This window comes from Limnohabitans sp. JirII-31 (assembly GCF_002778315.1).
Classification (GTDB): domain Bacteria; phylum Pseudomonadota; class Gammaproteobacteria; order Burkholderiales; family Burkholderiaceae_C; genus Limnohabitans.
Window position 1 is genome coordinate 77,606 of sequence record NZ_NESA01000005.1, and the last position, 23,066, is coordinate 100,671.

The window sequence follows — 23,066 nt, forward strand, 5'->3', positions numbered from 1 at the left end:
TAAAGTTGTGTAACTCAATCCATCAGACCGGCACGGAAATCGTCCACGGCTTGGGCCAACTCTTCGCGGGTGTTCATCACAAATGGACCGTATTGCGCAATCGGTTCATGCAAGGGCCTGCCTGCGATCAAGATGGCACGGGTGTTGGCGTGAGCACGCAGCACCACACCGTCGCCACCATTGCTCAAAATCGCCATCCGTTGCGCGGGCACTGTTGTTGCCGTGTTGCCTTGAACAACGTCTAAGCTGCCTCGGTAGACGTACAAAAAGGCGTGATGACTGGACGGAATCGCTTGTTCCAGAACCACGCCGTCGCGATCGGGGAAATGCACATCCACATACAGCGGCTCGGTGTGCTCGCGTGTCACGGCACCTGCCACTCCCAGTGAGGAGCCAGCAATCACCCGCACCAACACCTGCTCAGGCGTGGTGACCTCGGGAATGTCTGCACTTTGAATGTCGCGGTACCAGGGCTCACACAGCTTGTTTTTGGCGGGCAGGTTGAGCCAGAGCTGAAAACCCTCCATCACACCTTCTTCTTGCTCGGGCATCTCGCTGTGCACCAGGCCTCGTCCTGCGGTCATCCACTGCACACCACCGTTTTGCAGCAAGCCTTCATGGCCACCGCTGTCACGATGCCGCATGCGACCTGCAATCATGTAGGTCACGGTCTCAAAACCGCGGTGCGGGTGATTGGGAAAACCGGCAATGTAGTCGTCGGGTTTGTCGCTGCCAAAGGCATCGAGCATCAAAAACGGGTCTAGGCGTTGCTGCAAATCGTGCGACAACACGCGGGTGAGACGAACGCCCGCGCCGTCTTGCGTGTCTTGGCCGCGTACCAGGCGCTCCACACCTCGGGGTCGTGTGATGGGGCTCATGCGACTTGGTACCCTTCTTGTGCAATGGCTTTTGCCAACGCTTCATGGGCTTGTGTGCTGTCGACCTCCACTTTGTTGTGTGCTCGGTCAATCGTCACCTTGGCTTCGGGGTCGAGACGCAACACCGCTTTTTTGACCGCCATCTCGCAGTGACCGCAGGTCATGCCTTGAACTTGGAATGAGTGATTCATCAGTGGCTCCTTAACAAAGGAGTAAGCTTAACTCTTATGAGTGATACCACCTGTGACATTGGAATTGGCGGCATGACCTGTGCCTCATGCGTGGCCCGTGTGGAGCGAGCCATCGCCAAACTGCCAGGGGTGACGGATGTCAGCGTCAATTTGGCCACGGAGTCCGCGCGTGTAGTCTGGAATGACGACGACGCCAGCCACGAAGCGCGCTTGCGCCGTGCGGTGCGTGATGCGGGCTACGAACCCCTGGCACCCGAGCACCTCGAACAACAAGCCGCAGGTCCGTGGGTGGGTTTCTCGCCGGTGTTCGCGGGCGCGGTGTTGAGCTTGCCCTTGGTCTTGCCCATGCTGGGTGATGTGTTGGGCCAGCATGGGATGTTGCCTGCGTTGTGGCAGTTTTTGTTGGCTACCCCGGTCCAGTTTGTGCTGGGTGCGCGTTTTTACAAAGCGGGTTGGCACGCTTTGTTGGCGGGCACGGGCAACATGGACTTGTTGGTGGCCCTGGGCACCACTGCCGGTTGGGCCTTGTCGGTGTGGCTGTGGTGGTCTGCCGCTGATGGCACCATGGTGCACTTGTATTTCGAGGGCTCGGCTGTGGTCATCACGCTGGTCTTGCTCGGCAAATGGCTGGAAGCCCGCGCCAAGCGCCAAACCACCGACGCCATTCGTGCGCTGCATGCCTTGCGTCCCGCGCGCGCGCGCGTCATCGGGCCGGATGGCGAACAAGACATTCCCATTGAAGAGCTGTTGGTAGGCGACCACGTGGTCGTGTTGCCAGGTGAGCGCGTGGCTGCCGATGGCCGGGTCTTGGAGGGCGACTCTCAACTCGACGAATCCATGCTCACTGGCGAACCGCTGCCTGTGCCCAAGGGTGTTGGGGCCCGGGTAACGGGTGGCAGCATCAACGGGGAAGGCCGTTTGGTCATGCAGGTCTCGGCCACGGGCACCGCCACGGTGTTGGCCAACATCATCCGTTTGGTGGAAGACGCGCAATCGGCCAAGCCCCCCATTCAACGTCTGGTGGATCAAGTCTCCGCCGTGTTTGTGCCCGTGGTGTTGGTGTTGGCCTTGCTGACCTTGCTGGCCTGGTGGTGGAGCGGCCACAGCGTCGAGCTGTCGCTGATTCATGCCGTGGCCGTGTTGGTCATTGCCTGTCCGTGTGCCCTAGGGCTGGCCACGCCGGCGGCCATCATGGCGGGCACGGGTGTGGCGGCCAAGCACGGCATCTTGATCAAAGATGTGCAAGCCTTGGAGGTGGCGCACCGCGTGGACACGGTGGCCTTTGACAAAACCGGCACCCTCACGGTGGGGCAACCGCGCTTGCTGTCGCTCACACCCGTTGTTGACGCACCGCAAGGCGCAGACGATTGGTTGGCCATAGCTGCCAGTTTGCAAAGCGGCAGCGAGCACCCCTTGGCACGTGCCGTGGTGCAGGCTGCCAAAAACCAGAACGGCACCTTTGCCGCTCCACAAGCCGTGCGCGCGGTGCCAGGCTACGGCAGCGAGGGCCAGGTGCAGGGGCGCGCCTTGCTGTTGGGCAGCTTGCGGTGGATGACGGCCTTGAACTTAACTGGCTCTGCCAGTCAGGCCGCGCCCTGGGAGGCGCAAGCGCTGGCCTTGCAGGCCCAAGGTGCCACGGTCTCGGTGTTGGTGGAGCGCGTGGGTTCGGGCGACACGGCGCAGTTGTTGCCACGTGCCTTGCTGGCGTTTGGTGACGAGCCTAAACCGGGTGTGCAAGCCGCCCTGGCCGCGTTGCGCGCGCGCGGCTTGCGCTTGGTCATGATCTCTGGCGACAACCTGGGGGCTGCACGCGCCATGGCGCAACGACTGGGCCTGCACGATGATGAGGTACATGCCGAGGTTTTGCCTGGCGACAAATTTGCCTTGGTGCAGCGCCTGCAGCAGGGCGACAACGGGGCCCGTCGGGTGGTGGCCTTTGTGGGCGACGGCATCAACGACGCGCCTGCACTTGCGGCTGCCGATGTGGGCATGGCCATGGCCAACCCCAACGGGGGCGGCACCGATGTGGCCATGCAAGCCGCAGGCATCACGCTCATGCGTGGCGAGGTGGCGTTGGTCGGGGCGGCGCTGGACATTTCCAGCCGCACCGTGGCCAAAATTCGGCAAAACCTGTTCTGGGCTTTTGCCTACAACGCGGCAGGCATTCCATTGGCCGCTTTGGGCTACTTGAGCCCGGTGGTGGCTGGTGCTGCCATGGCCTTGAGCTCGGTCAGTGTGATGACCAACGCCTTGTTGCTCAAGCGTTGGTCACCACGTGTTGGGACCGAAAAACCTCAGTGACCGTTGTGGCCAGGTGGCTTGGGGCTGTTGGAGAACCAGGCCACATACAACGCAGGCAACACCACCAAAGTCAGCAGCGTGGCGGTGAACAAGCCGCCAATCACCACAATGGCCAAAGGACGTTGCGTCTCTGAGCCGATGTCGTGACTCAGCGCCATGGGCAGCAGGCCCAAAGCGGCCAGCAAGGCCGTCATCAGCACGGTGCGCAAGCGCTGAAGTGCACCTTCTTTCACGGCGTCAATCACGGTGAGGCCGGCGTTGCGCAACTGCTGAAATACGGACAGCATCACCACACCGTTGAGCACCGCTTGACCGGACAGCGCGATAAAGCCAATGGCCGCAGACACCGACAACGGAATGCTGAAAATCCACAGCGCCACAAAGCCACCAATCAAAGCCAAAGGCACGTTGAGCAAAATCAGGCCAGCCGTTTTGAACGACGCAAATGCGTCAAACAGCAGCACAAAAATCAGCAACAGCGAAATAGGCACCACCACCGCCAAACGTTGCATGGCGCGTTCTTGGTTTTCGAACTCGCCCGACCAGGTGACGGCGTAGTTGTCGGCAATCGTCACGTTCTTGGCCACACGTGCTTTCATGTCGGCCACGATAGAGCCCATGTCGCGGCCCTTCACAAAAATGCCAATGGCCATGGTCCGGCGCCCCGCTTCACGGGCAATGTTCATGGCACCACTGGCCTGACGGATGGTGGCCACGTTCTCTAGCGTCGTGTAACCCCCGCCGGGTATGGCGATGGGTGTGGCGGGCAGGTTGGCGGCGGTGCGTTTGTCGCCGCTCAAACGCACCACCACGCTGAACTTGCGCTCACCCTCCCAAATTTGGGTGGTGGCACGCCCTGCGAGTGCTGACTCGATCACGTCTTGCACGTCGCCCACATTCAGCCCCAAGCGTGAGGCGCGGTCACGGTCAATGTCAATCACCAGCTGTGGCACTTCGCCCAAACGGTCAATCTCGGCACGTTGCACGCCTTGCACCTGTTTGAACTCGCGTTGCATGGCTTCTGTGGTGCGCCGCAACTCGGTCAGGTCGTCGCCCGAGACCTTGACCACGATCTGTCCTTTGATTTGCGAGATCGACTCCAGCACGTTGTCGCGGATCGGCATCGAGAACGCGGGGTCCACGCCAGGAATGACGGCCAGCTTCTCGTCCATCTCTTCAATCAGCAAATCACGCGTCATGCCCTTGCGCCATTCTTCTGCGGGTTTCACGTCGACAAACACCTCGGCCATGCTGAGGGTTTTGGGGTCGGTGCCGTCTTCGGGCTGGCCGGCTTTGGACACCACGGTGCGCACTTCGGGCACCGTGAGCAGTTGCAGGCGTGCTTTGCGCAAAATCTTGGCCGCCTCTTCTTGTGACACGCTGGCTGGCATGTCCCAGTTGACCCAGAAGGTGCCTTCGTTGAGCTCAGGCAAGAACTCCGAGCCCAAATGGGCGGCTGCTACGACAGACAGCGCAAAACAACTCAGGGCAACTGTGACGACCTTGCGGGGCTTCTCAATGGCCCAGTCCAGCACCGGGGTGTACACCTGTTTGGCCCATGCCACCAGGCGGTTGTCGCCGTGTGGAATGCCCTTGCGCAGCATCCAGTAGGCGAGCAATGGCACCAAGGTGAGCGAGAAAATCAAAGCCCCAATCAGCGCCGTGGTCACCGACAACGCCATCGGCTGGAAGATGCGGCCTTCATGGCGTTGCAAGGCAAAAATCGGGATGTGCGCCGCAATGATGATCAACATCGAGAACAGGGTAGGACGCCCCACCTCGTTGGCGGCGTTGGTGATCAGGGTGCGACGCTCCTTCTCGTTCATGCCTTCCCCGCGCTCAGACAGGCGGTGCATGATGTTTTCAATCACGATCACCGCGCCGTCCACGATGATGCCAAAGTCCATCGCGCCCAAGCTCAGCAAGTTGGCAGGCACGCCCATGATCTTGAGGCCTAAGAACGTGGCCAACAGGGCCAGTGGAATCACCACCACCACCGCCAATGAGGCGCGCATGTTGGACAGGAACAGGTAGAGCACCAACGAGACCAGCAACGCACCTTCGACCAAGTTTTTGAACACCGTGGTCAAGGTTTTGCCCATCAACCACGAACGGTCGTAGAAGGGCTCGATTTGCACGCCGTGTGGCAGCACACGGTTGTTCAGGTCGGCAATTTTTTCTTTCACGCCCTTGAGCACCACGCTGGGGTTTTCGCCTTTGCGCATGATCACAATGCCGGTCACCACGTCGTCGTCCAAGTCTTGGCCCACGGTGCCCAAACGTGGCACGGCACCGATGCTGACCTTGGCCACATCGCGCACCAGCACCGGGGTGTTGCTGCGTGCGGTGACCACAATTTGTCCAATGTCGTCGGCGGAGCGCAATAGCCCCAAGCCACGGATGGCGAACTGCTGTGCGCCTTGCGCCACATAACTGCCGCCCGCGTTGGCGTTGCCTCGGCCCAGCGCATCTTGCAAGTCTTGCAGCGTCAGCTTGTAGGCGCGCAGCTTTTGCAGATCGGGCTGAACCTCGTATTGTTTGATGTAGCCGCCCATGCCCACCACGTCGGCCACACCGGGAATCTGGCGCAAGGCGCGCTCGACGGTCCAGTCTTCGATGGTGCGCAAATCGGTGGAGGTCTTGCCATCGCCTTTGAGGCGATAGCGCATGATCTCGCCCACGGGCGTGGCGTTGGGCATGACCTCGGCTTCAACGCCTGGGGGCAAATCGACGCCACGCAAACGCTCGTTGACTTGTTGGCGTGCCAAATTGACTTCGGCCTTGTCGTCATACGTCACCACCGTGAACGACAAGCCAAATTGGGTGTGTGAGAACACGCGGATCGAATTGGGCAAGCCCGACAGCGCGACTTCAATGGGCAGAGAAACCTCCTTCTCCACCTCCTCCGCCGCGCGCCCAGGGTAGAGCGCAATCACCGTCACTTGGGTATCGGTCACGTCTGGGAACGCCTCAACCGACAGGTTTTTGAACGCGATCACGCCAGACATCACGAACAACAGAGTGCCCAGCAGGATGAACAGCGGTTGGTTCAGCGCATAGTGGATCAGACGTTTCATTTGTGATCCGCGCTGGTGCCACCGGCAGAGGTGTGGGGTTTGGCCTGGTCTTCGGCGTTGCGGAACTCGCGTGCTAGCAGCAACCCGTTGTCTTTCACCACCAGCTCATTGGCTTTGAGCCCGTCGATCACCAAGACCTCTTGCAAACCTTCATAACCGAGTTTGATGCGACGAGGCTCAAACACGCCGGTTTCGGTTTGCACATAGGCCCAATGTTCGGTGCCGCGCAGCTGCACCGCGCTGGCTGGCACCAACACACCTGCAGCGAGCTGACGCTCGATGCGCGCCGTGCCCAGCATCTCGGCTTTGAGCAAGCGTTGGCGGTTGTCGATCACGGCGCGGACCTTGATGGTTCGGCTCGTTGGGTCAATGAAGTCGCCCGTGGCCGCAATCGTGGCTTCGAATTTTTGGCCTACGACGTTGGGCAACACCAGTTCAATTTTGGTGCCCGGTTTGAGGGATGCCACGTCAGACTCGCGCGCATCAATTTGCACCCACAACGAACGGGGGTCGCTCACCACAAACAAGGCCGGGTTGCCGGGGCCCCCTTGGTCGGGGCGCACTTCCAGGCCCGCGCTGAGGTTGCGCTCTACCACCACGCCGGAGATGGTTGCTGACACGCCCAGTTGTTGGTTCACCAAGTTGCCGCTGCCATACATGCTGGTGCGTGCTTGTGCCCGCGCAACCTCGGCTTGCGCACGCGATGCGTCAGCTTCGGCTTGCTCTAGGTCTTTGCGTGACACGATGCCCGCATTGAACAGGGTTTGTTGGCGCGCCAAGGCGCGCTCGGTCAAACGTGCATCGGCTTGCGCTTTGGCGGTGTCGGCTTGTGCGGCACCGAAGTCGGGAGAGGCAAACGTGGCCAGCACTTGTCCTGCCTTGACGCTTTGACCGACATCCGCGTTGAGTTGCACCACACGGCCCGCAAACGCGGGGTAAATGCGTTGGGTGCGCTCTTCGTTCCAGACCAAACGCGCCGGTAAATCAATGGTCACGCTTTGGGCCGCGACGGCCGGGGCTGTGCCCAACAAGGCCAGCTGCGGGTGACCAGCGGGAAAGCGCAGTTGTTGCCCTTGCACGATGGGTTGAGCGATCACAGGGTGGGGGGCGAGTTCGGGTTTGCTCAGCCAGTAACCCAGTGCCAGCACAGCCACCAAGCCAGCGGCGACTCCCCAGCGTTTGGTCGGGGTGTTCAAGAGGGTTTGGAGCTTGTTGGGCTCGTTCGCAGTGTTGTGGTGCATGGTGTGTCGGCTCAGCGTGTGCTGGCGGTCTGAGGGGGGGTGCGCAGCTGCCAGGCGGTATGCGCTTTGGCGTAGTCGGCGCGGGTGAAGGCGGCTTCAATCAGGGTGCTGCGCAAGGTGCGGCGTGCATCCAGCAAATCGGTCAAAGACGAGGCGCCTTGGGTGTAGGCCAATTCGGCTTGCTCGGCCACGCGGCGTGCACGCGGCAAGATGTCTTGTTCGTACAGGGCTTCGCGCTGTTGGGCGGCATTTCGTTCTTGCAGCAGGCGTTGAAAATCGGCCAAGGCGTCGCGGCGGGTTTTGTCCAACAGATCTTGGGCCAAGGTCAGCTGGGCCTGTGCGCGGCCAATTTCACCCTCATAGCCATAGCCCCATTGCAAAGGCACCGAGACGCGCAATTCGAGCAGGCGACGCGATTGCGAGGGGTAGTGGTCCAGGCTGCTGCCCAAGGTCAGGTCAGATTTCTTTTGGGCTTGTGCCAGCTCCAGTGCGGCGCGCGCGGCGGACACGCGCTCCAGTGCCGCCACGACGTCGGGGCGTTGGTCCAGCCAGGCCTCTTGCACGGTGCTGGCGTCCAGCATGGCTTGCAGCAAGGGCCAATCGGCGTTGATCTGCCAATCTTTCAGGTTGATGCGCAAGTTGGTGAATTGGCCCAGTTGCAACACGGCGCGTTCTTGGTCGAGCTGCGCACTGTGCGCATCGGCTTGTGCGCGCTGGGCTTCGATTTCCAGCCGCGCCGACTCTTGGGCCGACAGATCGCCCGCTTTGAGTCGCACCGTGGCGCTTTGTGCCAGTAGTCTGGCGCTGCTGGCCAGTGCCTGCATTTCGCGGTTGCGCTCCATGGCGGCCAGCAAATCGAAATAAGCAGACGCAGCCCCGAGTTGTTGCATCACCCGCATATCTTGCAGGTCAGCCACGGCGGCGTTGGCCTGACGTTCGGCGCTTTGGGTGCGTAAGCCGCGTTTGTTGCCGCGTTCCCAGGTCCAGTCGATACCGCCCGACTTGTCGATCTTCTTTTGACCGAAGGGGCCAGCGCCAATGCCGTGTTCCAAGTCCATTTGGCTGGTCTTGGCCGTGAAGATCGGAAAGGGGGATCGATCGGCGGCCAGCACGTCTGCGCGGGCCGCCTCAGCGGCTTGGCGTGCCATCGACACATCCAGGTTGTTGCGTGCTGCTTCCAGCACTTGGGGCAACCCCAGCGTGTCGGCGCAAGCCAGGCCACCCCACAGGGGCAGGGCCAGGCCTAAGACCCAGCTCAGGCGGCGCGGATGCAGGTTCTGTCGTATGCTCATGCCGCGTTTATCGCGCATCCTCCCTGACCAAAGCCTGACCACTACTTTTTTCTACGCCCGTGCGAATTTTGCTGATTGAAGACGACGCCGTGCTGCAAGCGGTGATGTTGCGCAGCCTGAGCGATGCGGGCCACCGTGTGGATGCCGCCAGCCATTTGGAGGAGGCCTCCCACTATTGGCAAGTGCAAACGTATGACGCGGTTTTGCTGGACTTGAACTTGCCTTTGAATGGACAGCCTCACGCAGCGGCGGGCAGTGGCTTGCAACTCTTGCGCGAAGCCCGTCGCCGAGGTGACCGCACACCGGTGTTGGTGTTGACGGCGCGCAACAGAACCGACGAACGCATTGCGGGTTTGGATGCCGGTGCCGATGACTACTTGGGCAAACCCTTCGACTTGGAAGAGGTCGAAGCGCGGCTGCGCGCTTTGGTGCGTCGAACCCTGGGGGCAGATGACCACGTGCAGGTGGGCCGTTTGGTGTTGCAGCGCAAGAACCGCCGGATCTTGGTCGATGAGATTGATCTGGCCTTGCCCGCGCGTGAGTTTGAAGTGCTGTGGGAGCTGATGACACCGCCCGGGCGCACCGTCAGCAAGCGCGTGTTGTCCGACAAGCTCTCAGGCTTTGACGAGGCCTTGGGCGACAACGCCTTGGAGGCCTTCATTTCCCGTTTGCGTAAAAAACTGGCCCACACGGGCGCGACCATTCGGACCCTGCGAGGCATGGGCTACTTGCTGGAGGAGCAGGCATGAGCATTGAGCGACTGACTGTCAAACCGTCCTTGCGCAACCGCTTGTTGCGCCATGTGTTGCTGCCGTTGGCGCTGACCTGGCTGGTTGGCTCGGCGCTGGTGGTGGGCATTGCCACGTACTTCACCCAACAAGCCTATGACCGTGCCTTGCTGGACGATGCCTATCTGGTGGCCAGCCATGTGCGCCGCAATGCCGATGTGAGCATGGGGGGCTTAGAGCTGAGCTTGTCGGCTCAGGAAATGAGCACCGTCTTGTTTGACCAAAGCGAGTCCTTGTACTTTGCTGTGCTGCGTCCCGACGGCAGTTTGGTCGCCGGTCATACCGGGTTGCCAGGCAAGCTGGGGACGACAGGGCAGCCGGTGTTTGACACCCTGGACTATCAAAACCGCAGTTTGCGCAGTGTCACCATCCACCGCGAGCAGCCGGTGGATTTTTATGTGGTGATGGCGCAAACCACCACCAGCCGTGACCGCTTGTTGCAGCGCTTGCTGGCGTTTTCGATTGCGCCGCAGATTTTGTTGTTGATTGGTTTGGCGTTGTGGTTGCAGCGCGCCATCGAAACCGACCTGCACCCCTTGGCCGAGCTGACCCGCTTGGTGGGCAAGCGCGATGCGCGTGACCTCACGCCCGTGCCCGTCTCGGGCAGCACGCGTGACGTGCAGCGCTTGGGCCAGGCGGTCAACGCTTTGTTGACGCGCATTGCGCAAAGCGTGCAAGCGCAGCGTGAGTTTTCGGGCAATGTGGCCCACGAACTGCGCACGCCGCTGGCGGGCATTCGCGCCCTGGCCGACTATGGTTTGCGTCATACCGACCCTCAGGTGTGGCGCGAGCAATTGCAAGGCATTGCGCAAAGCCAAGAGCGTGCCAGCCATTTGGTGGACCAGCTTTTGGCACTGGCTTTGGCCGATGAGGCCCAGCAAAGTCTGGTGCGTGAACCGGTGGCGTTGGATGTGCTGGTGGGTGAAGCCGTGTTGCGCTTTTTGCCCCGTGCTGATGCGGCCGGGGTGGACCTGGGTGCGCGGGGCGTCGAGCAAGCTGTGCAGGTGATGGGCGGTGCGGCCTTGATCGAGGGCGTGCTCAACAACTTGCTGGACAACGCCTTGCGCTATGGCCGAGCGCCAGAAGGCGAGAGCCACATCACGGTGGCGGTGCACGAGGCACCGCAAGCCGTGGTCTTGTCGGTCAGCGACAACGGGCCGGGTGTGTCGGCCGCGCAAATGCAACAACTCACCAAACGCTGGGTGCAGGGCTCGGCCGGCGAGGCGCTCAAAGAGGGCTCGGGGCTGGGCTTGGCCATCGTCAGCGAATACGCCCGTTTGTTGGGTGCGCAGGTGTCGATGCAAGGCGAGACACCCTCTGGCTTGCGGGTCAGCTTGACCTTCTTGAAAACGCCGTCCGCCTGAAGCTCAGGGCGCACCCATAAGCGATATGGCGCTCAACCCCACACCCTGCGGGCCTTTGGCGCTGTGCGCAGCGAGCGAGGGCCTTGTAAAATCGCACCCTGCTTGACAGGGCGGCACACAGCCCCTGTATTCAAAGGTTGGCTGTTTTATGTTGTATCCCCAAGAGTTTGATGTCATCGTGGTCGGCGGTGGCCATGCCGGTACGGAGGCCGCGTTGGCCGCTGCGCGCATGGGCGCCAAAACCCTGCTGTTGTCGCACAACATCGAAACCTTGGGCCAGATGAGCTGCAACCCTTCCATTGGGGGCATTGGCAAAGGGCACTTGGTCAAAGAGGTGGATGCCCTTGGTGGCGCCATGGCCTTGGCGACCGATGAAGGCGGCATTCAGTTTCGTATTTTGAACAGCTCCAAAGGGCCAGCCGTGCGCGCCACCCGTGCCCAGGCCGATCGCATTTTGTACAAGGCGGCCATCCGCCGCCGTTTGGAGAACCAGCCCAATCTGTGGTTGTTTCAGCAAGCGGTCGACGACTTGATGATGGACGGCGACCGTGTGGCCGGTGCGGTGACCCAAGCCGGCATCCGTTTCAAAGGCCGTACCGTGGTGCTGACCGCCGGCACTTTCCTAGACGGCAAGATCCATGTGGGCTTGAACAACTATTCGGGTGGTCGTGCAGGCGACCCACCGGCGGTGAGCTTGTCTTCCCGTCTGAAAGAGCTCAAGTTGCCGCAAGGCCGCCTGAAAACCGGCACGCCCCCAAGGCTTGATGGACGCACCATTGACTTCAGCCAATGCACCGAACAACCCGGGGACGGCATGCCCGGTGGTTTGCCCGGCGAGGTGCCGGTGTTCAGCTTCATGGGTCGTGCGGTGATGCACCCTCAGCACATGCCGTGCTGGATCACCCACACCAATGCGCGCACCCATGACATCATCCGCTCAGGCTTTGACCGCAGTCCCATGTTCACCGGCAAGATCGAGGGCGTGGGGCCACGCTATTGCCCCAGCGTGGAAGACAAAATCAACCGCTTTGCCGACAAAGACAGTCACCAGATTTTTCTCGAGCCCGAAGGCCTGGCCACCCACGAGTACTACCCCAACGGCATTTCGACCAGCTTGCCCTTCGACATCCAGTACGAGTTGGTGCGCTCTATGAAAGGGCTGGAAAACGCCCACATCATTCGCCCGGGTTACGCCATCGAGTACGACTACTTTGACCCGCGTGAGCTCAAGCGCAGCTTTGAAACCCGGGCCATTGGCGGCCTGTTCTTTGCAGGCCAGATCAACGGCACAACAGGTTACGAGGAGGCTGCGGCCCAAGGCTTGTTTGCTGGCATCAATGCGGCCCTGCAGTGCCGTGCCATGGCGGGGCAAGCCAATGATTTTGGCGGCGCTTGGACGCCTGGGCGTGACCAGGCCTATTTGGGCGTGTTGGTTGACGACCTGACCACCAAAGGCGTGACTGAGCCCTACCGCATGTTCACCAGCCGGGCTGAGTTCCGCCTGCAACTGCGCGAAGACAACGCCGACATGCGCTTGACCGAGATGGGTCGCCAGATGGGGTTGGTCGATGACGCACGGTGGGAAGCCTTCAGCCGCAAGCGCGATGCTGTTTCACGTGAAACAGAGCGCCTGAGGTCGGTCTGGGTCAATCCCCGCAATTTGCCGTCCGCCGAGTCTGAGCGGGTGTTGGGCAAGGCCATTGAGCATGAGCACAACCTGGCTGATTTGTTGCGCCGCCCAGATGTGAGTTATGACGCGCTGATGTCGCTGGATGGCGGTCGCTATCAAAGCCCCGAGTTGGTGGCTGGTTTGGGCGGCGATGATGTTTCACGTGAAACCACCCGTGCCGTGGTGGAGCAGGTGGAAATTGCTGCCAAGTACTCGGGCTACATTGACCGTCAGCGTGATGAGGTGCAGCGTGCCGCCCATTACGAAAACCTCAGTCTCCCAGAAGACCTGGACTACAACCAGGTGACGGCACTGTCTATCGAGGTGCGACAAAAGCTCAGTCGCCACCGTCCCGAAACGCTGGGGCAGGCTTCGCGCTTGTCGGGCATCACGCCTGCTGCCATGTCCTTGTTGCTGATCCACCTCAAGCGCGCCCGTGTCAAAGGCTTTGTGCCCGAGGCCTCGGCGCTAGAGTCTTCCGACGTGGCGGCGGCGGCCTGACCATGTCGCACCCCTTGGCTGGCGCTTTGCGCCAAGGTTTGCTTGAGCTGGACTTGCCTTTGGATGAGGCCGCGCAGGCGCAGCTCTTGGCCTACATGGACTTGATTGCCAAGTGGAACAAGGTCTACAACCTCACGGCGGTGCGTGATGCACAGGAAATGTTGACGCACCATTTGCTCGACAGTCTGGCGGTCGTTGCGCCATTGCGTCGCGAGTTGGCTAAGTTGGCGCAACCCTTGGCCGTGCCGGCTGATGCGGCTTGGCCCCATATTTCGCCTTTGCCTGCTGAGGCGGGCTCGCCGCGATACCGTTTGTTGGATGTGGGTGCAGGTGCCGGTTTGCCGGGCGTGGTCATTGCCATCACTTGCCCGGAGGTGTCGGTGACTTGTGTCGACACCGTGGCCAAAAAAGCAGCATTTGTGCAGCAGGTGGCCGTTAGTTTGCGCCTGCCCAATTTGCGCGGCCTGCACGCCCGGGTCGAGACCTTGACCGACCCGTTCGATGTGGTGTGTTCGCGTGCCTTTGCCTCGTTGGTGGACTTCACCGCATGGTCCGCCTCGGCACTGGCGCCGCATGGTGTTTGGTTGGCCATGAAGGGCAAGTACCCCGAGGCAGAGATCCAGGCCTTGCCGAAAAGCGTGAAAGTGTTTCACGTGGAACCATTGACCGTCCCCGGTCTGGACGCTGAACGCTGTATCGTTTGGATGCGCGGTTAAACTCCCATCCCCATCCCCTGTTTTGAGGCTTGCATGCTCGGTGTGTCCGACTACGGCGCTTTCGTCGTGGCCATCATTGTGTTTTTGGCCATTCCCGGTCCTGGTAATTTGGCGTTGTTGACGGCAACGGCCAAGGGCGGCGTGCGAGCTGGATTGGCAGCAACCTTGGGCGTGATTGCGGGCGACCAGGCTTTGTTGTGGATGGCCGTCGCCGGTGTGGCCGCCTTGTTGTTGACCAATCCGGGCGTGTTTCACACCGTTCAGTGGGTCGGGTCGATTTATTTGGTTTGGTTGGGTGCCAAGTTGCTCAGTGCCAAACCAGGAGATGCCCCGGTGCTGGAACTCAAGCCCCACCACTACTTGCGACAAGCCTTCGTTATCACCGTGTTCAACCCCAAAGCCATTGTGTTTTACATGGCGTTTTTCCCATTGTTTGTCGATCCGACGGTGCATCAGGGCTGGGTGACCTTTGCGCTCATGGCCGCAACCATTGCCGCGTTGACCTTTGTCTATGGCTTGGTGGTCGTCGTGTTGGCGCATTTCCTGGCCGCGCGCGTGCGCGCCAGCGCGCTGGCCTCTACCTTGTTGAACAAGGTCGCCGGCTTGTTGCTGATTGGTTTTGGTCTGAAATTGGCCTTGTCTAAATAAATACTCTCAACGGAAAGTCTCCATGGCCAAAATCTTCTGTGTCGCCAACCAAAAAGGTGGCGTGGGCAAAACCACCACCACGGTGAACTTGGCGGCTGGTTTGGCCTCGGTGGGGCAGCGCGTGTTGATGGTGGACTTGGACCCGCAGGGCAATGCCACCATGGGCTCTGGAATTGATAAGCGCCAACTCACTTTGTCGGTTTACGACGTGCTGCTGGAGTCCGCCAGCATTGCGGAGGCGCGGGTGCGCAGCAACTGGGGTGACGAGGGCGCACGCGCCAAGGCTCCGACCTACGACGTGCTGGGTGCCAACCGAGATTTGGCGGGGGCCGAGGTGGAGTTGGTCGATCTGGACAACCGTGAGAACCGCCTCAAGCAAGCCCTGGCCAGCGTGGCCCAAGACTATGACTTTGTGCTGATCGATTGTCCGCCTTCATTGTCTATGTTGACGCTCAACGGTTTGTGCTCTGCGCATGGCGTGATCGTGCCCATGCAGTGCGAATACTTTGCGCTGGAAGGCCTCACGGACTTGGTCAACACCATCAAGCAGGTGCATGCCAATCTGAACCGCGAGCTCAAAATCATTGGCTTGTTGCGCGTCATGTTTGACCCTCGCATCACCTTGCAGCAACAGGTGAGCGACCAGCTCAAGGACCACTTTGGCGACAAAGTGTTCAACGCCGTCATTCCGCGCAATGTGCGCTTGGCCGAGGCCCCCAGCTACGGCCTGCCAGGCGTGGTGTTTGACCCGTCGGCCAAAGGCAGTCAGGCCTTTGTCGATTTCGCGCAAGAGATGGTCCAGCGCGTCCAAACCCTTTGAGTTCCCAGACCGCCATGTCCACCGTCTTACTTTTGCCCGGCTGGCACAACAGCGGCGCTGACCATTGGCAAAGCCTGTGGGAGGCGCAGCATGGCGACACCCGTGTGGCCCAGCATGACTGGTCGTTCCCTCTGCGCGGCGACTGGATGGCGCAACTTGAAGAGGCCGTGTTGGCCCATGACGAGGTGACGTTGGTCGCCCACAGCCTGGGCTGCATTCTGGTGGCCGCATGGGCTGCGCATTCCCAGCACACCGAGCGTGTGTTGGGCGCTTTGTTGGTGGCGCCGGGTGACGTGGAGCGGCCAGAAATGCGGCACGTGCTGCACAGCTGGAGCCCTATCGTGCGTGAGCGGCTGCCGTTTCCAAGCACCTTGGTCACCAGCCGCAATGACCCGTATTGCAGCTTCATGCGCGCCAGCCGGTTGGCCATGGACTGGGGCTCGCGCTTGGTCGATGTGGGCAACCGAGGACACATCAACAGCGACTCAAATGTGGGTGACTGGCCTCAAGGCCGAGCCTTGTTGGACGAATTCAAAATCAAAGAGAAAACACACCATGGTCACTAAAAAACCCAAAGGCTTAGGCCGCGGACTCGAAGCCTTGTTGGGCCCCAAAGTGGACGATAGCGCAGCAGCCAAAGCCGCGGCCAACGAGGGCTTACCCCATACCTTGCCTTTGAGTGAGATGGTGCCTGGCATGTACCAGCCACGCACGCGCATGGACGAAGGCGCGTTGTACGAGTTGGCCGAAAGCATCAAAGCCCAAGGCATCATGCAGCCGATTCTGGTGCGCCAACTCACCGACGGCCCCAACGCAGGCAAATACGAAATCATTGCCGGTGAACGCCGCAGCCGCGCGGCCAAACTGGCTGGGCTCGACACCGTGCCTGTGCTGGTGCGCGACGTGCCCAACGAGGCCGCTGCGGCCATGGCCTTGATTGAAAACATCCAGCGTGAAGACCTCAACCCACTGGAAGAAGCCCAAGGACTGCAACGCTTGATCAAAGAGTTTGGCCTGACCCACGAAACTGCCGCCCAGGCGGTGGGCCGCTCGCGCAGCGCGGCCAGCAACTTGCTGCGCTTGCTCAATCTGGCCGAGCCCGTGCAAACCATGCTGATGGCGGGTGATTTGGACATGGGCCATGCCCGTGCCTTGTTGGCCCTGGACCGCGCAACGCAAATCACGGCGGCCAACCAAATCACCGCCAAGCACATGTCGGTGCGCGAGGCCGAGAGCCTGGTCAAAAAGCTCAGTGCCGAATTCAATCTGGTGCCGCAAAAGCCCAAAAAAGAAAAATCACGCGATTTGAAGCGCGTGGAAGAAGAGTTGTCCGACTTGCTCACAGCGGAGGTCGATGTGCGCATCAAAAAGCGCGTCAAACGCCAAGGCCGCATCGAGGAAATGGGCGAACTGGCGATTCAATTTGGCTCGTTGGACGAACTCAATGGCTTGATCGACAAGCTCAGGGCTTGAGCCTGTTCGACCGATACCCACACTGATGCACGATGGCTGTAAACCCCGTCGTTGACCCTTCGCTGGACGATGCCGATCGTGTGCTGGAAGACATGTCTGCCGCCCGGCGGCGGCTGTTTTCCAAATACTGTTTGCAGCTGACCCTGGCCTCGGCGCTGCTCTTTTACTTTCTCGATCATCCCGGTTACGACCATCGCATTTATTTGTTCAGCGCGGCCCTTTGTCTGGTTCTGATGGTGTTGCTGCGGCGAGGTTTTTCGACCTTGTACTCGGCCAATGCCGTGTTGCTGACGGGTCTGGTGACCCTGACCTGGGCTGCGGCGCAAACCGGGGGCGTGAACTCCTCGAAAAACTTGTGGTTCAGCCTGCTGCCCATGGTGGCTTTGCTCACGGTCGGCCGAACGGCTGCGGTGTGGTGGCTCGGACTGATCTCGCTGGTTCAGTGTGGGCTCATGTGGGCGGGCATGCGGGGCCTGATCGATACCCGTGTCGACTGGCACCACATGATTGCCTGGGGCGTTTTCAACCAAGTGTGCGTGGTAGGTGCTTGGGTTTTTGGGGTGCATCTGTATGAGCGCATGTACCGCCAGCAAGTGCAGGCCAACGAACAACATAACCAGGCGCTAGAAGCAACCCACGACGACTTGCAACGCGCCCAGGCCCACAAAGATGAATTCATTGCCTCGGTTGGCCACGAGTTGCGCACGCCCATGAATGCAATTTTGGGCTTCAACGGCATCTTGCATGGGCAACTCGCTGACCGACCCGACGATGTGGCGGTGGTGGACCACATCCGTGTCTCCACCGAGCGCTTGCTACAGGTGGTCAACGACATCCTGGACTTTTCGCAATTGCAAGCCGGACGCCTGGTGTTGCATGCGCAAGAGTTTGATTTGACCGATGCCGTCACCTCGGTCTTGAAACCTTACCGAGAAATCGCCCAGCGCAAGGGCTTGGCCATGAACGTCGAGATGCCATTCGACGACCATGCGTGGGTCTATGCTGACAAAGGCCGGTTCCAACAAATCTTGCAAAACCTGGTTGACAACGCCATCAAATTCACCGACCAAGGTCTCGTCTCGGTGTCTGTTGTGTTGCAAGACGCACATGTCCGGGTGGCCGTGCAAGACACGGGCATTGGCATCGCCGAGGACCGACAACAAGTCATTTTTGACCGCTTTGAACACGCCAATATTCAAACCAACCGCCAGTACGGTGGAACCGGTTTGGGCATGTCCATTTGCGAGCGTCTGGTGACCTTGCAAGGTGGCACCTTGGGCGTGCGCAGCCATGTGGGCGAGGGCGCTTATTTTTGGTTCACCCTGCCCATGCCCATGGTGGCCACGCCCACCTTGGCATCACAAGACTGGGCCAGCTTGACGCAAGAGCCCTTGAACTTTTTATTGGTCGACGACAACGCCGTGAACTTGCTGGTGGCGGGCCTGATGTTGAAAAAGCATTTCCCCAACGCCTCGGTGCAACAAACCGACACCGGCGAACATGCCTTGAATCTGCTGCGAGAGCAACGCTTTGATCTGGTCTTGATGGACATGATGATGCCGGACATGGATGGCCTGGAGGCCACCCGCACCTTGCGCCAAACCTTTCCCGCGCCTATCTGCGATGTGCCGGTGCTGGCGTTGACCGCGAGTGTGAACCCGGTGGACCGCGAGCGCTGCTTGGACAGTGGCATGGACGATGTGCTCTACAAGCCGCTCGACCCGGTGGAGACGGTGCAACATATTTGCAAATTCTTGTCGCGTCACCGACTCGCAGGGGTGACCGCATGATGGCCTGGCGTCGCCTCATGGACCGGCTGGCTGCGTGTGTGCCGGCACGTTTGCGTGAAAACAAGATGCAGTCTTTCGTCTTGTCTTCTTTGCTGGTGATCGTTGGCTGGTTGCTGTGTGCCGCGCTTGGCGCGTCCGCGCAAACCCTGGGCGCCAGCGCCATTGTGTTGGCCCAAGTGTTGGGCCTGCTGGCCTTGTACAAGGGCGTGTCTTTGCGCACCTGCATTCAGCATGTGTTGTGGGTGGGTTTGGTTGCGCTGTGCTACATCGCTTGGTCGACCGGCGGTTTGTTCTCTCCCTTTTTGGCATGGCTGACCATGGTGCCGGTCATTTCCTTTCACCTGGTGGGTCGTCGCCAGGGCTTGTGGTGGACCGGCGGTGTGTATGCCTTGGTGCTGTGCATGGCCTATGCCAACGCACAAGGTCTGTTAGAGCCTGCCTTTGTGCTCTCAGAGGGTTTGGCGTGGACATCGCTCATCATCAACTTGGTCGTTCCCGTTGCGTTGATGTTGGTTCCCATGCTCTACGACAAGCTCTACAAGCGCGGCTTGCAAACCAGCAAAGAACGCACCCTGGCGCTTGAACAAAAACGACAGGAACTGCTGCGCGCCTCAGAAATACGCGAGCACTTCATCAGCACCGTCAGCCACGAATTGCGCACTCCCATGAATGCCATTTTGGGATTCAACGCCATGCTGTTGTCGCGTGTGCAAGATCGGCCTGAGGCGCTCAAAATTTTGAACCACACACGCCAGTCCGCCGACCATTTGCTGACGGTCATCAACGATGTGCTGGACTACTCGCAGTTACAAGCGGGTCAACTCAGCGTTCACACCGAAACTTTTGCACTCAGGGACACGGTGAACAACGCCTTCGGCCTGTTCCATCTGCGTGTGCAAAGCATGCGCATTGACTATTACTGCATCATCGATCCTGATGTGCCGGTTTGGGTCAAGACAGACCGCCATCGCTTGATGCAAGTGCTGGTGAACTTGCTGGGCAATGCCATCAAGTTCACCCACCAAGGCCATGTGATTTTGCGTGTGCGTGCGCATGACAACGGCGTGCGATTTTTGGTGGAAGACTCTGGCATTGGCATTTCTCACGAGCAGCGTGGGCGCATTTTTCAACGCTTTTCCCAGGCCGATTCGGGCATCCAAAACCGCTATGGTGGCAATGGACTCGGCTTGTCCATCTCGCAACGTTTGGTGGCCTTGCTGGGCGGAGAAATTGGCTTTGAAAGCGAGCCCGGTCGAGGCGCTGTGTTTTGGTTTGACTTGCCATTGCGTGAGGTGGCCGAGCCGACCACAGGCCAAACCCACCATGGGGCCGTGCATAAAACCGTCGATGCGTCGCTGCGTTTTTTGGTGGTGGACGATCACCCCATCAACCGTTTGTTGATTCGTCAAATCCTGCACAACACCTGGAAAAACTGTGTGTTGGTGGAAGCCGAAAACGGCCTCAAGGCCTTGCATGCGCTCAAGAGCCAACCGTTCGATGTGGTGTTGATGGACATGGTCATGCCCGAGATGGATGGCATTGAAGCCACCCAAAGCCTGCGCAAGGCTTTGCCCGCCCCTGCATGCAACACCCCGGTGTTGGGGTTGACGGCCAACGTCAATCCGCAAGATCTGGCCCGCTTTGAGGCTGCTGGCGTGAATGCCGTGCTGCTCAAACCCTTCGACCAAGACAAGCTGTGTCATCAAGTGGAGGCGTTGGTGTCGGCCACCGCCCACACACGCGCTACCTGATTGCGCAAGGTCTTAGAGGCTAAAAATCTTGCCCGGGTTCATGATGTTGTGTGGGTCCAGCGCACGTTTGATGGTGCGCATCATGTCCACCGCCCCGTGGCCCGTTTCGGTCAACAAGAAATCCATTTTGTGCAAGCCAATGCCGTGCTCCCCGGTGCAGGTGCCTTCCAGTGCCAAGGCGCGTTGCACCAGTTGGTGGTTCAGCTTTTCAGCGGTTTCACGCTCGGCGGGAATGTTGGGGTCGATCAAATAGCCAAAGTGGAAGTTGCCATCGCCCACATGGCCCACCAAGAAATACGGAATGCCTGAGGCATCGGCTTCGGCCACCGAGTCAAGCAAGCAGTCGGCCAGTCGGCTGATGGGCACACAGGTGTCGGTGCTGATGGCGCGGCATCCGGCGCGGCTTTGAATGGCGGCGAAATACGCGTTGTGCCGCGCCGTCCACAAGCGCGTGCGCTCCTCGGGCGTGGTGGCCCACTCAAACGATTGCCCGCCGTGTTCAGAGGCAATCTCTTGCACGGTTTCGGCCTGCTCTTTCACACCGTTGGGCGAGCCATGAAACTCCATCAACAGCATGGGCGACTCGTTCAGGCCCAGCTTGGCATACGCATTGACCATGCGCACAGTGTTGGCGTCGATCAACTCCACACGCGCAATCGGCACGCCCATTTGAATGATGGTGATCGTGGCCTGCACAGCGGCTTCAATGCTGGGGAAAGAGCACACCGCCGCAGACACGGCTTCGGGCAAGGGGTACAGGCGCAGGGTGATTTCCGTCATCACCCCCAGCGTGCCTTCGCTGCCCACCATCAAGCGGGTCAGGTCGTAGCCAGCGCTCGACTTTTTGGCACGGGTGCCGGTGCGAATCACCTCGCCACTGGCGGTTACCACTTCGAGGGCCAACACGTTCTCGCGCATGGTGCCGTAGCGCACGGCGTTGGTGCCGCTGGCGCGGGTGGCGCTCATGCCGCCGATGGTGGCGTCGGCCCCGGGGTCGATCGGAAAGAACAAGCCCGTGCTTTTGATTTCTTCATTGAGTTGTTTGCGTGTCACGCCGGGTTGCACCGTCACGGTCAAGTCTTCGGCGTTGATGCTCAGCACGCGGTTCATGCGCCCCACGTCCAGGCTGATGCCGCCTTGCACGGCCAACAAGTGACCTTCGAGCGACGAGCCCACGCCAAACGGAATCACGGGCACTTTGTATTGCGCGGCCAAGCCCACTGCGTCGGCCACGTCTTGGGTGCTTTCGGCAAACACCACCGCAGCGGGTGGTGGCACCGTGGTGAACGCCGACTCGTCACGGCCATGCTGTTCGCGCACGATCTGCGCGGTGGAACAGTTGGCACCAAAGCGTTGGACCAGAGCGTCGAGCAGGGCTTGCGGCACTTCGCGCTGGGACACCGTGGGGGCAAGATGGGCGTGGGATGTGGGGGCGTTCATGGGGCAGTCTCCGTGTTTGCCAAAGATTCTACGGACAAGCTTTGTGGCTTGGGCGCATCGTGTGCGACAGGCACAATAAGCCTTCGACGAGACAAGGACCCCACACCATGAGCAACCGACTGACGCAAATTGCCACCCGCACCGGAGACGCAGGCACCACGGGCCTGGGCAACAACCAACGCGTGTCCAAAAACAGCTTGCGCGTGCATGCCATGGGCGACGTGGACGAACTCAACTCCCACATTGGTGTGCTGTTGTGCGAAGACATGGGGGTCGATGTGCGCGAGGTGTTGGTGGAAATTCAGCACCAGCTGTTCAACCTGGGTGGCGAGTTGTCCATTCCCGGCTTTGAGTTGCTCAAAGACGAAGCGGTGTTGGCTTTGGACGACGCGCTGGAGAAATACAACGCGCAGCTGCCACGTCTGCAAGAGTTCATCTTGCCGGCGGGCAACCGCGCCGCATCGCTGGCCCATGTGTGTCGCACCGTGGCGCGCCGCGCCGAACGTGCGGTGGTGGCCTTGGGCAACGAAGAGGCCATTCAAGAGGCCCCGCGCCAATACCTCAACCGACTCAGCGACTTGATGTTTGTCTTGGCCCGTGTGCTCAACCGCCTCAACGGCGGCGACGATGTCTACTGGAAGAGCGAGCGCATGCAGCGCGCCAACAGTCAGGACTAACTACAGATCTTTCACGTTAACGCGGCGACAAAACGGCCATCGTGATGCGCGACACGCAGGTCAGCTCACCTGCATCGTTGTGCATTTCAATCTGCCACACCTGTGTGCTGCGTCCGATGTGAACCGCCCGCGTGATGCCGGTGACCCAGCCGCTGCTGGCCGCCTTGATGTGGTTGGCGTTGATGTCCAGGCCCACGGCCCGAAAACCCTCGGGGCAGCTGTAATGCGCCCCGCATGAGCCCAGGGTTTCAGCCAGCACCACACTGACCCCACCGTGCAAGATGCCATGCGGTTGCCGCGTGCGGTGATCCACCGGCACGCGCGCGCGGATGAAGTCGTCGCCCACCTCCAAAAACTCCATGCCCAAATGTGCGGGCGCTGTGTCGTGGTGGCTTTCACTGAGCAGCGCCACAGAAATGGGTTTTTGCCAAATACGCATGGTCTTCGTC

General features: G+C 60.3%; 19 protein-coding genes. 12 read left to right on the forward strand and 7 right to left on the reverse strand.

Annotation, left to right across the window (positions count from 1 at the left end; all coding sequences use genetic code 11):
* Positions 1-14: 14 nt before the first annotated feature.
* Complete coding sequence (locus B9Z41_RS08120; protein WP_100146559.1) at positions 15-878, reverse strand: pirin family protein; 864 nt, start codon at positions 876-878, stop codon at positions 15-17.
* Positions 875-1,069, reverse strand: coding sequence for a heavy-metal-associated domain-containing protein (locus B9Z41_RS08125; protein ID WP_100146560.1), 195 nt, complete (start codon positions 1,067-1,069; stop codon positions 875-877). The genes B9Z41_RS08120 and B9Z41_RS08125 overlap by 4 nt, the downstream gene beginning before the upstream one ends.
* A 36-nt stretch (positions 1,070-1,105) precedes the next feature.
* Here B9Z41_RS08125 and B9Z41_RS08130 point away from each other — a divergent pair, with 36 nt between their 5' ends.
* Positions 1,106-3,370, forward strand: a complete 2,265-nt coding sequence (locus tag B9Z41_RS08130) for a cation-translocating P-type ATPase (protein ID WP_233202591.1) — start codon at positions 1,106-1,108, stop codon at positions 3,368-3,370.
* Here the strand turns inward: B9Z41_RS08130 and B9Z41_RS08135 are convergent.
* From B9Z41_RS08135 to B9Z41_RS08145, 3 genes are read right to left on the reverse strand one after another with little or no spacing between them, the layout of a single operon-like run.
* The gene (locus B9Z41_RS08135) at positions 3,364-6,447 is read right to left on the reverse strand and encodes an efflux RND transporter permease subunit (RefSeq protein WP_100146561.1); all 3,084 of its coding nucleotides are present in this window, start codon (positions 6,445-6,447) and stop codon (positions 3,364-3,366) included. The two genes, B9Z41_RS08130 and B9Z41_RS08135, sit on opposite strands and share 7 nt — an antisense overlap.
* Positions 6,444-7,688 (reverse strand): efflux RND transporter periplasmic adaptor subunit, encoded by a 1,245-nt coding sequence (locus tag B9Z41_RS08140; RefSeq protein WP_100146562.1) that lies wholly within the window; start codon positions 7,686-7,688, stop codon positions 6,444-6,446. The genes B9Z41_RS08135 and B9Z41_RS08140 overlap by 4 nt, the downstream gene beginning before the upstream one ends.
* Before the next feature lie 11 nt (positions 7,689-7,699).
* Positions 7,700-8,980, reverse strand: coding sequence for a TolC family protein (locus B9Z41_RS08145; protein WP_100146692.1), 1,281 nt, complete (start codon positions 8,978-8,980; stop codon positions 7,700-7,702).
* Between the two features lie 59 nt (positions 8,981-9,039).
* Between B9Z41_RS08145 and B9Z41_RS08150 the strand changes: the two genes are divergently transcribed.
* From B9Z41_RS08150 to B9Z41_RS08195, 10 genes are all read left to right on the forward strand, one after another.
* The gene (locus B9Z41_RS08150; RefSeq protein ID WP_100146563.1) at positions 9,040-9,729 is read left to right on the forward strand and encodes a response regulator transcription factor; all 690 of its coding nucleotides are present in this window, start codon (positions 9,040-9,042) and stop codon (positions 9,727-9,729) included.
* A complete protein-coding gene (locus tag B9Z41_RS08155; protein ID WP_100146564.1) occupies positions 9,726-11,132 on the forward strand; it encodes a sensor histidine kinase in 1,407 nt (468 codons plus the stop codon). Before B9Z41_RS08150 ends, B9Z41_RS08155 begins: the two co-directional genes overlap by 4 nt.
* A gap of 148 nt (positions 11,133-11,280) precedes the next feature.
* A complete protein-coding gene (gene mnmG / locus B9Z41_RS08160) occupies positions 11,281-13,302 on the forward strand; it encodes a tRNA uridine-5-carboxymethylaminomethyl(34) synthesis enzyme MnmG (protein ID WP_100146565.1) in 2,022 nt (673 codons plus the stop codon).
* 2 nt (positions 13,303-13,304) lie between these two features.
* The gene (gene rsmG / locus B9Z41_RS08165) at positions 13,305-14,018 is read left to right on the forward strand and encodes a 16S rRNA (guanine(527)-N(7))-methyltransferase RsmG (protein WP_100146566.1); all 714 of its coding nucleotides are present in this window, start codon (positions 13,305-13,307) and stop codon (positions 14,016-14,018) included.
* Positions 14,019-14,051: 33 nt separating this feature from the next.
* Complete coding sequence (locus B9Z41_RS08170) at positions 14,052-14,666, forward strand: LysE family transporter (protein ID WP_100146567.1); 615 nt, start codon at positions 14,052-14,054, stop codon at positions 14,664-14,666.
* Positions 14,667-14,688: 22 nt separating this feature from the next.
* Positions 14,689-15,486: a ParA family protein gene (locus tag B9Z41_RS08175; protein ID WP_100146568.1), complete on the forward strand. Its 798-nt coding sequence runs from the start codon at positions 14,689-14,691 to the stop codon at positions 15,484-15,486.
* A 14-nt stretch (positions 15,487-15,500) separates the two neighbouring features.
* Positions 15,501-16,052, forward strand: a complete 552-nt coding sequence (locus B9Z41_RS08180; protein ID WP_100146569.1) for an alpha/beta hydrolase — start codon at positions 15,501-15,503, stop codon at positions 16,050-16,052.
* Complete coding sequence (locus B9Z41_RS08185) at positions 16,042-16,959, forward strand: ParB/RepB/Spo0J family partition protein (protein ID WP_100146570.1); 918 nt, start codon at positions 16,042-16,044, stop codon at positions 16,957-16,959. The genes B9Z41_RS08180 and B9Z41_RS08185 overlap by 11 nt, the downstream gene beginning before the upstream one ends.
* A gap of 32 nt (positions 16,960-16,991) precedes the next feature.
* Positions 16,992-18,749, forward strand: a complete 1,758-nt coding sequence (locus B9Z41_RS08190; RefSeq protein ID WP_100146571.1) for a hybrid sensor histidine kinase/response regulator — start codon at positions 16,992-16,994, stop codon at positions 18,747-18,749.
* Positions 18,746-20,500: an ATP-binding protein gene (locus B9Z41_RS08195; RefSeq protein ID WP_100146572.1), complete on the forward strand. Its 1,755-nt coding sequence runs from the start codon at positions 18,746-18,748 to the stop codon at positions 20,498-20,500. The genes B9Z41_RS08190 and B9Z41_RS08195 overlap by 4 nt, the downstream gene beginning before the upstream one ends.
* Before the next feature lie 12 nt (positions 20,501-20,512).
* On the opposite strand, the gene B9Z41_RS08200 is transcribed toward B9Z41_RS08195, so the two are convergent.
* Complete coding sequence (locus tag B9Z41_RS08200; RefSeq protein ID WP_100146573.1) at positions 20,513-21,940, reverse strand: FAD-binding oxidoreductase; 1,428 nt, start codon at positions 21,938-21,940, stop codon at positions 20,513-20,515.
* Between the two features lie 107 nt (positions 21,941-22,047).
* Between B9Z41_RS08200 and B9Z41_RS08205 the strand changes: the two genes are divergently transcribed.
* Complete coding sequence (locus B9Z41_RS08205) at positions 22,048-22,617, forward strand: cob(I)yrinic acid a,c-diamide adenosyltransferase (RefSeq protein WP_100146574.1); 570 nt, start codon at positions 22,048-22,050, stop codon at positions 22,615-22,617.
* Positions 22,618-22,633: 16 nt separating this feature from the next.
* On the opposite strand, the gene B9Z41_RS08210 is transcribed toward B9Z41_RS08205, so the two are convergent.
* Positions 22,634-23,056, reverse strand: coding sequence for a hotdog fold thioesterase (locus tag B9Z41_RS08210; RefSeq protein ID WP_100146575.1), 423 nt, complete (start codon positions 23,054-23,056; stop codon positions 22,634-22,636).
* Between the last annotated feature and the right edge of the window lie 10 nt (positions 23,057-23,066).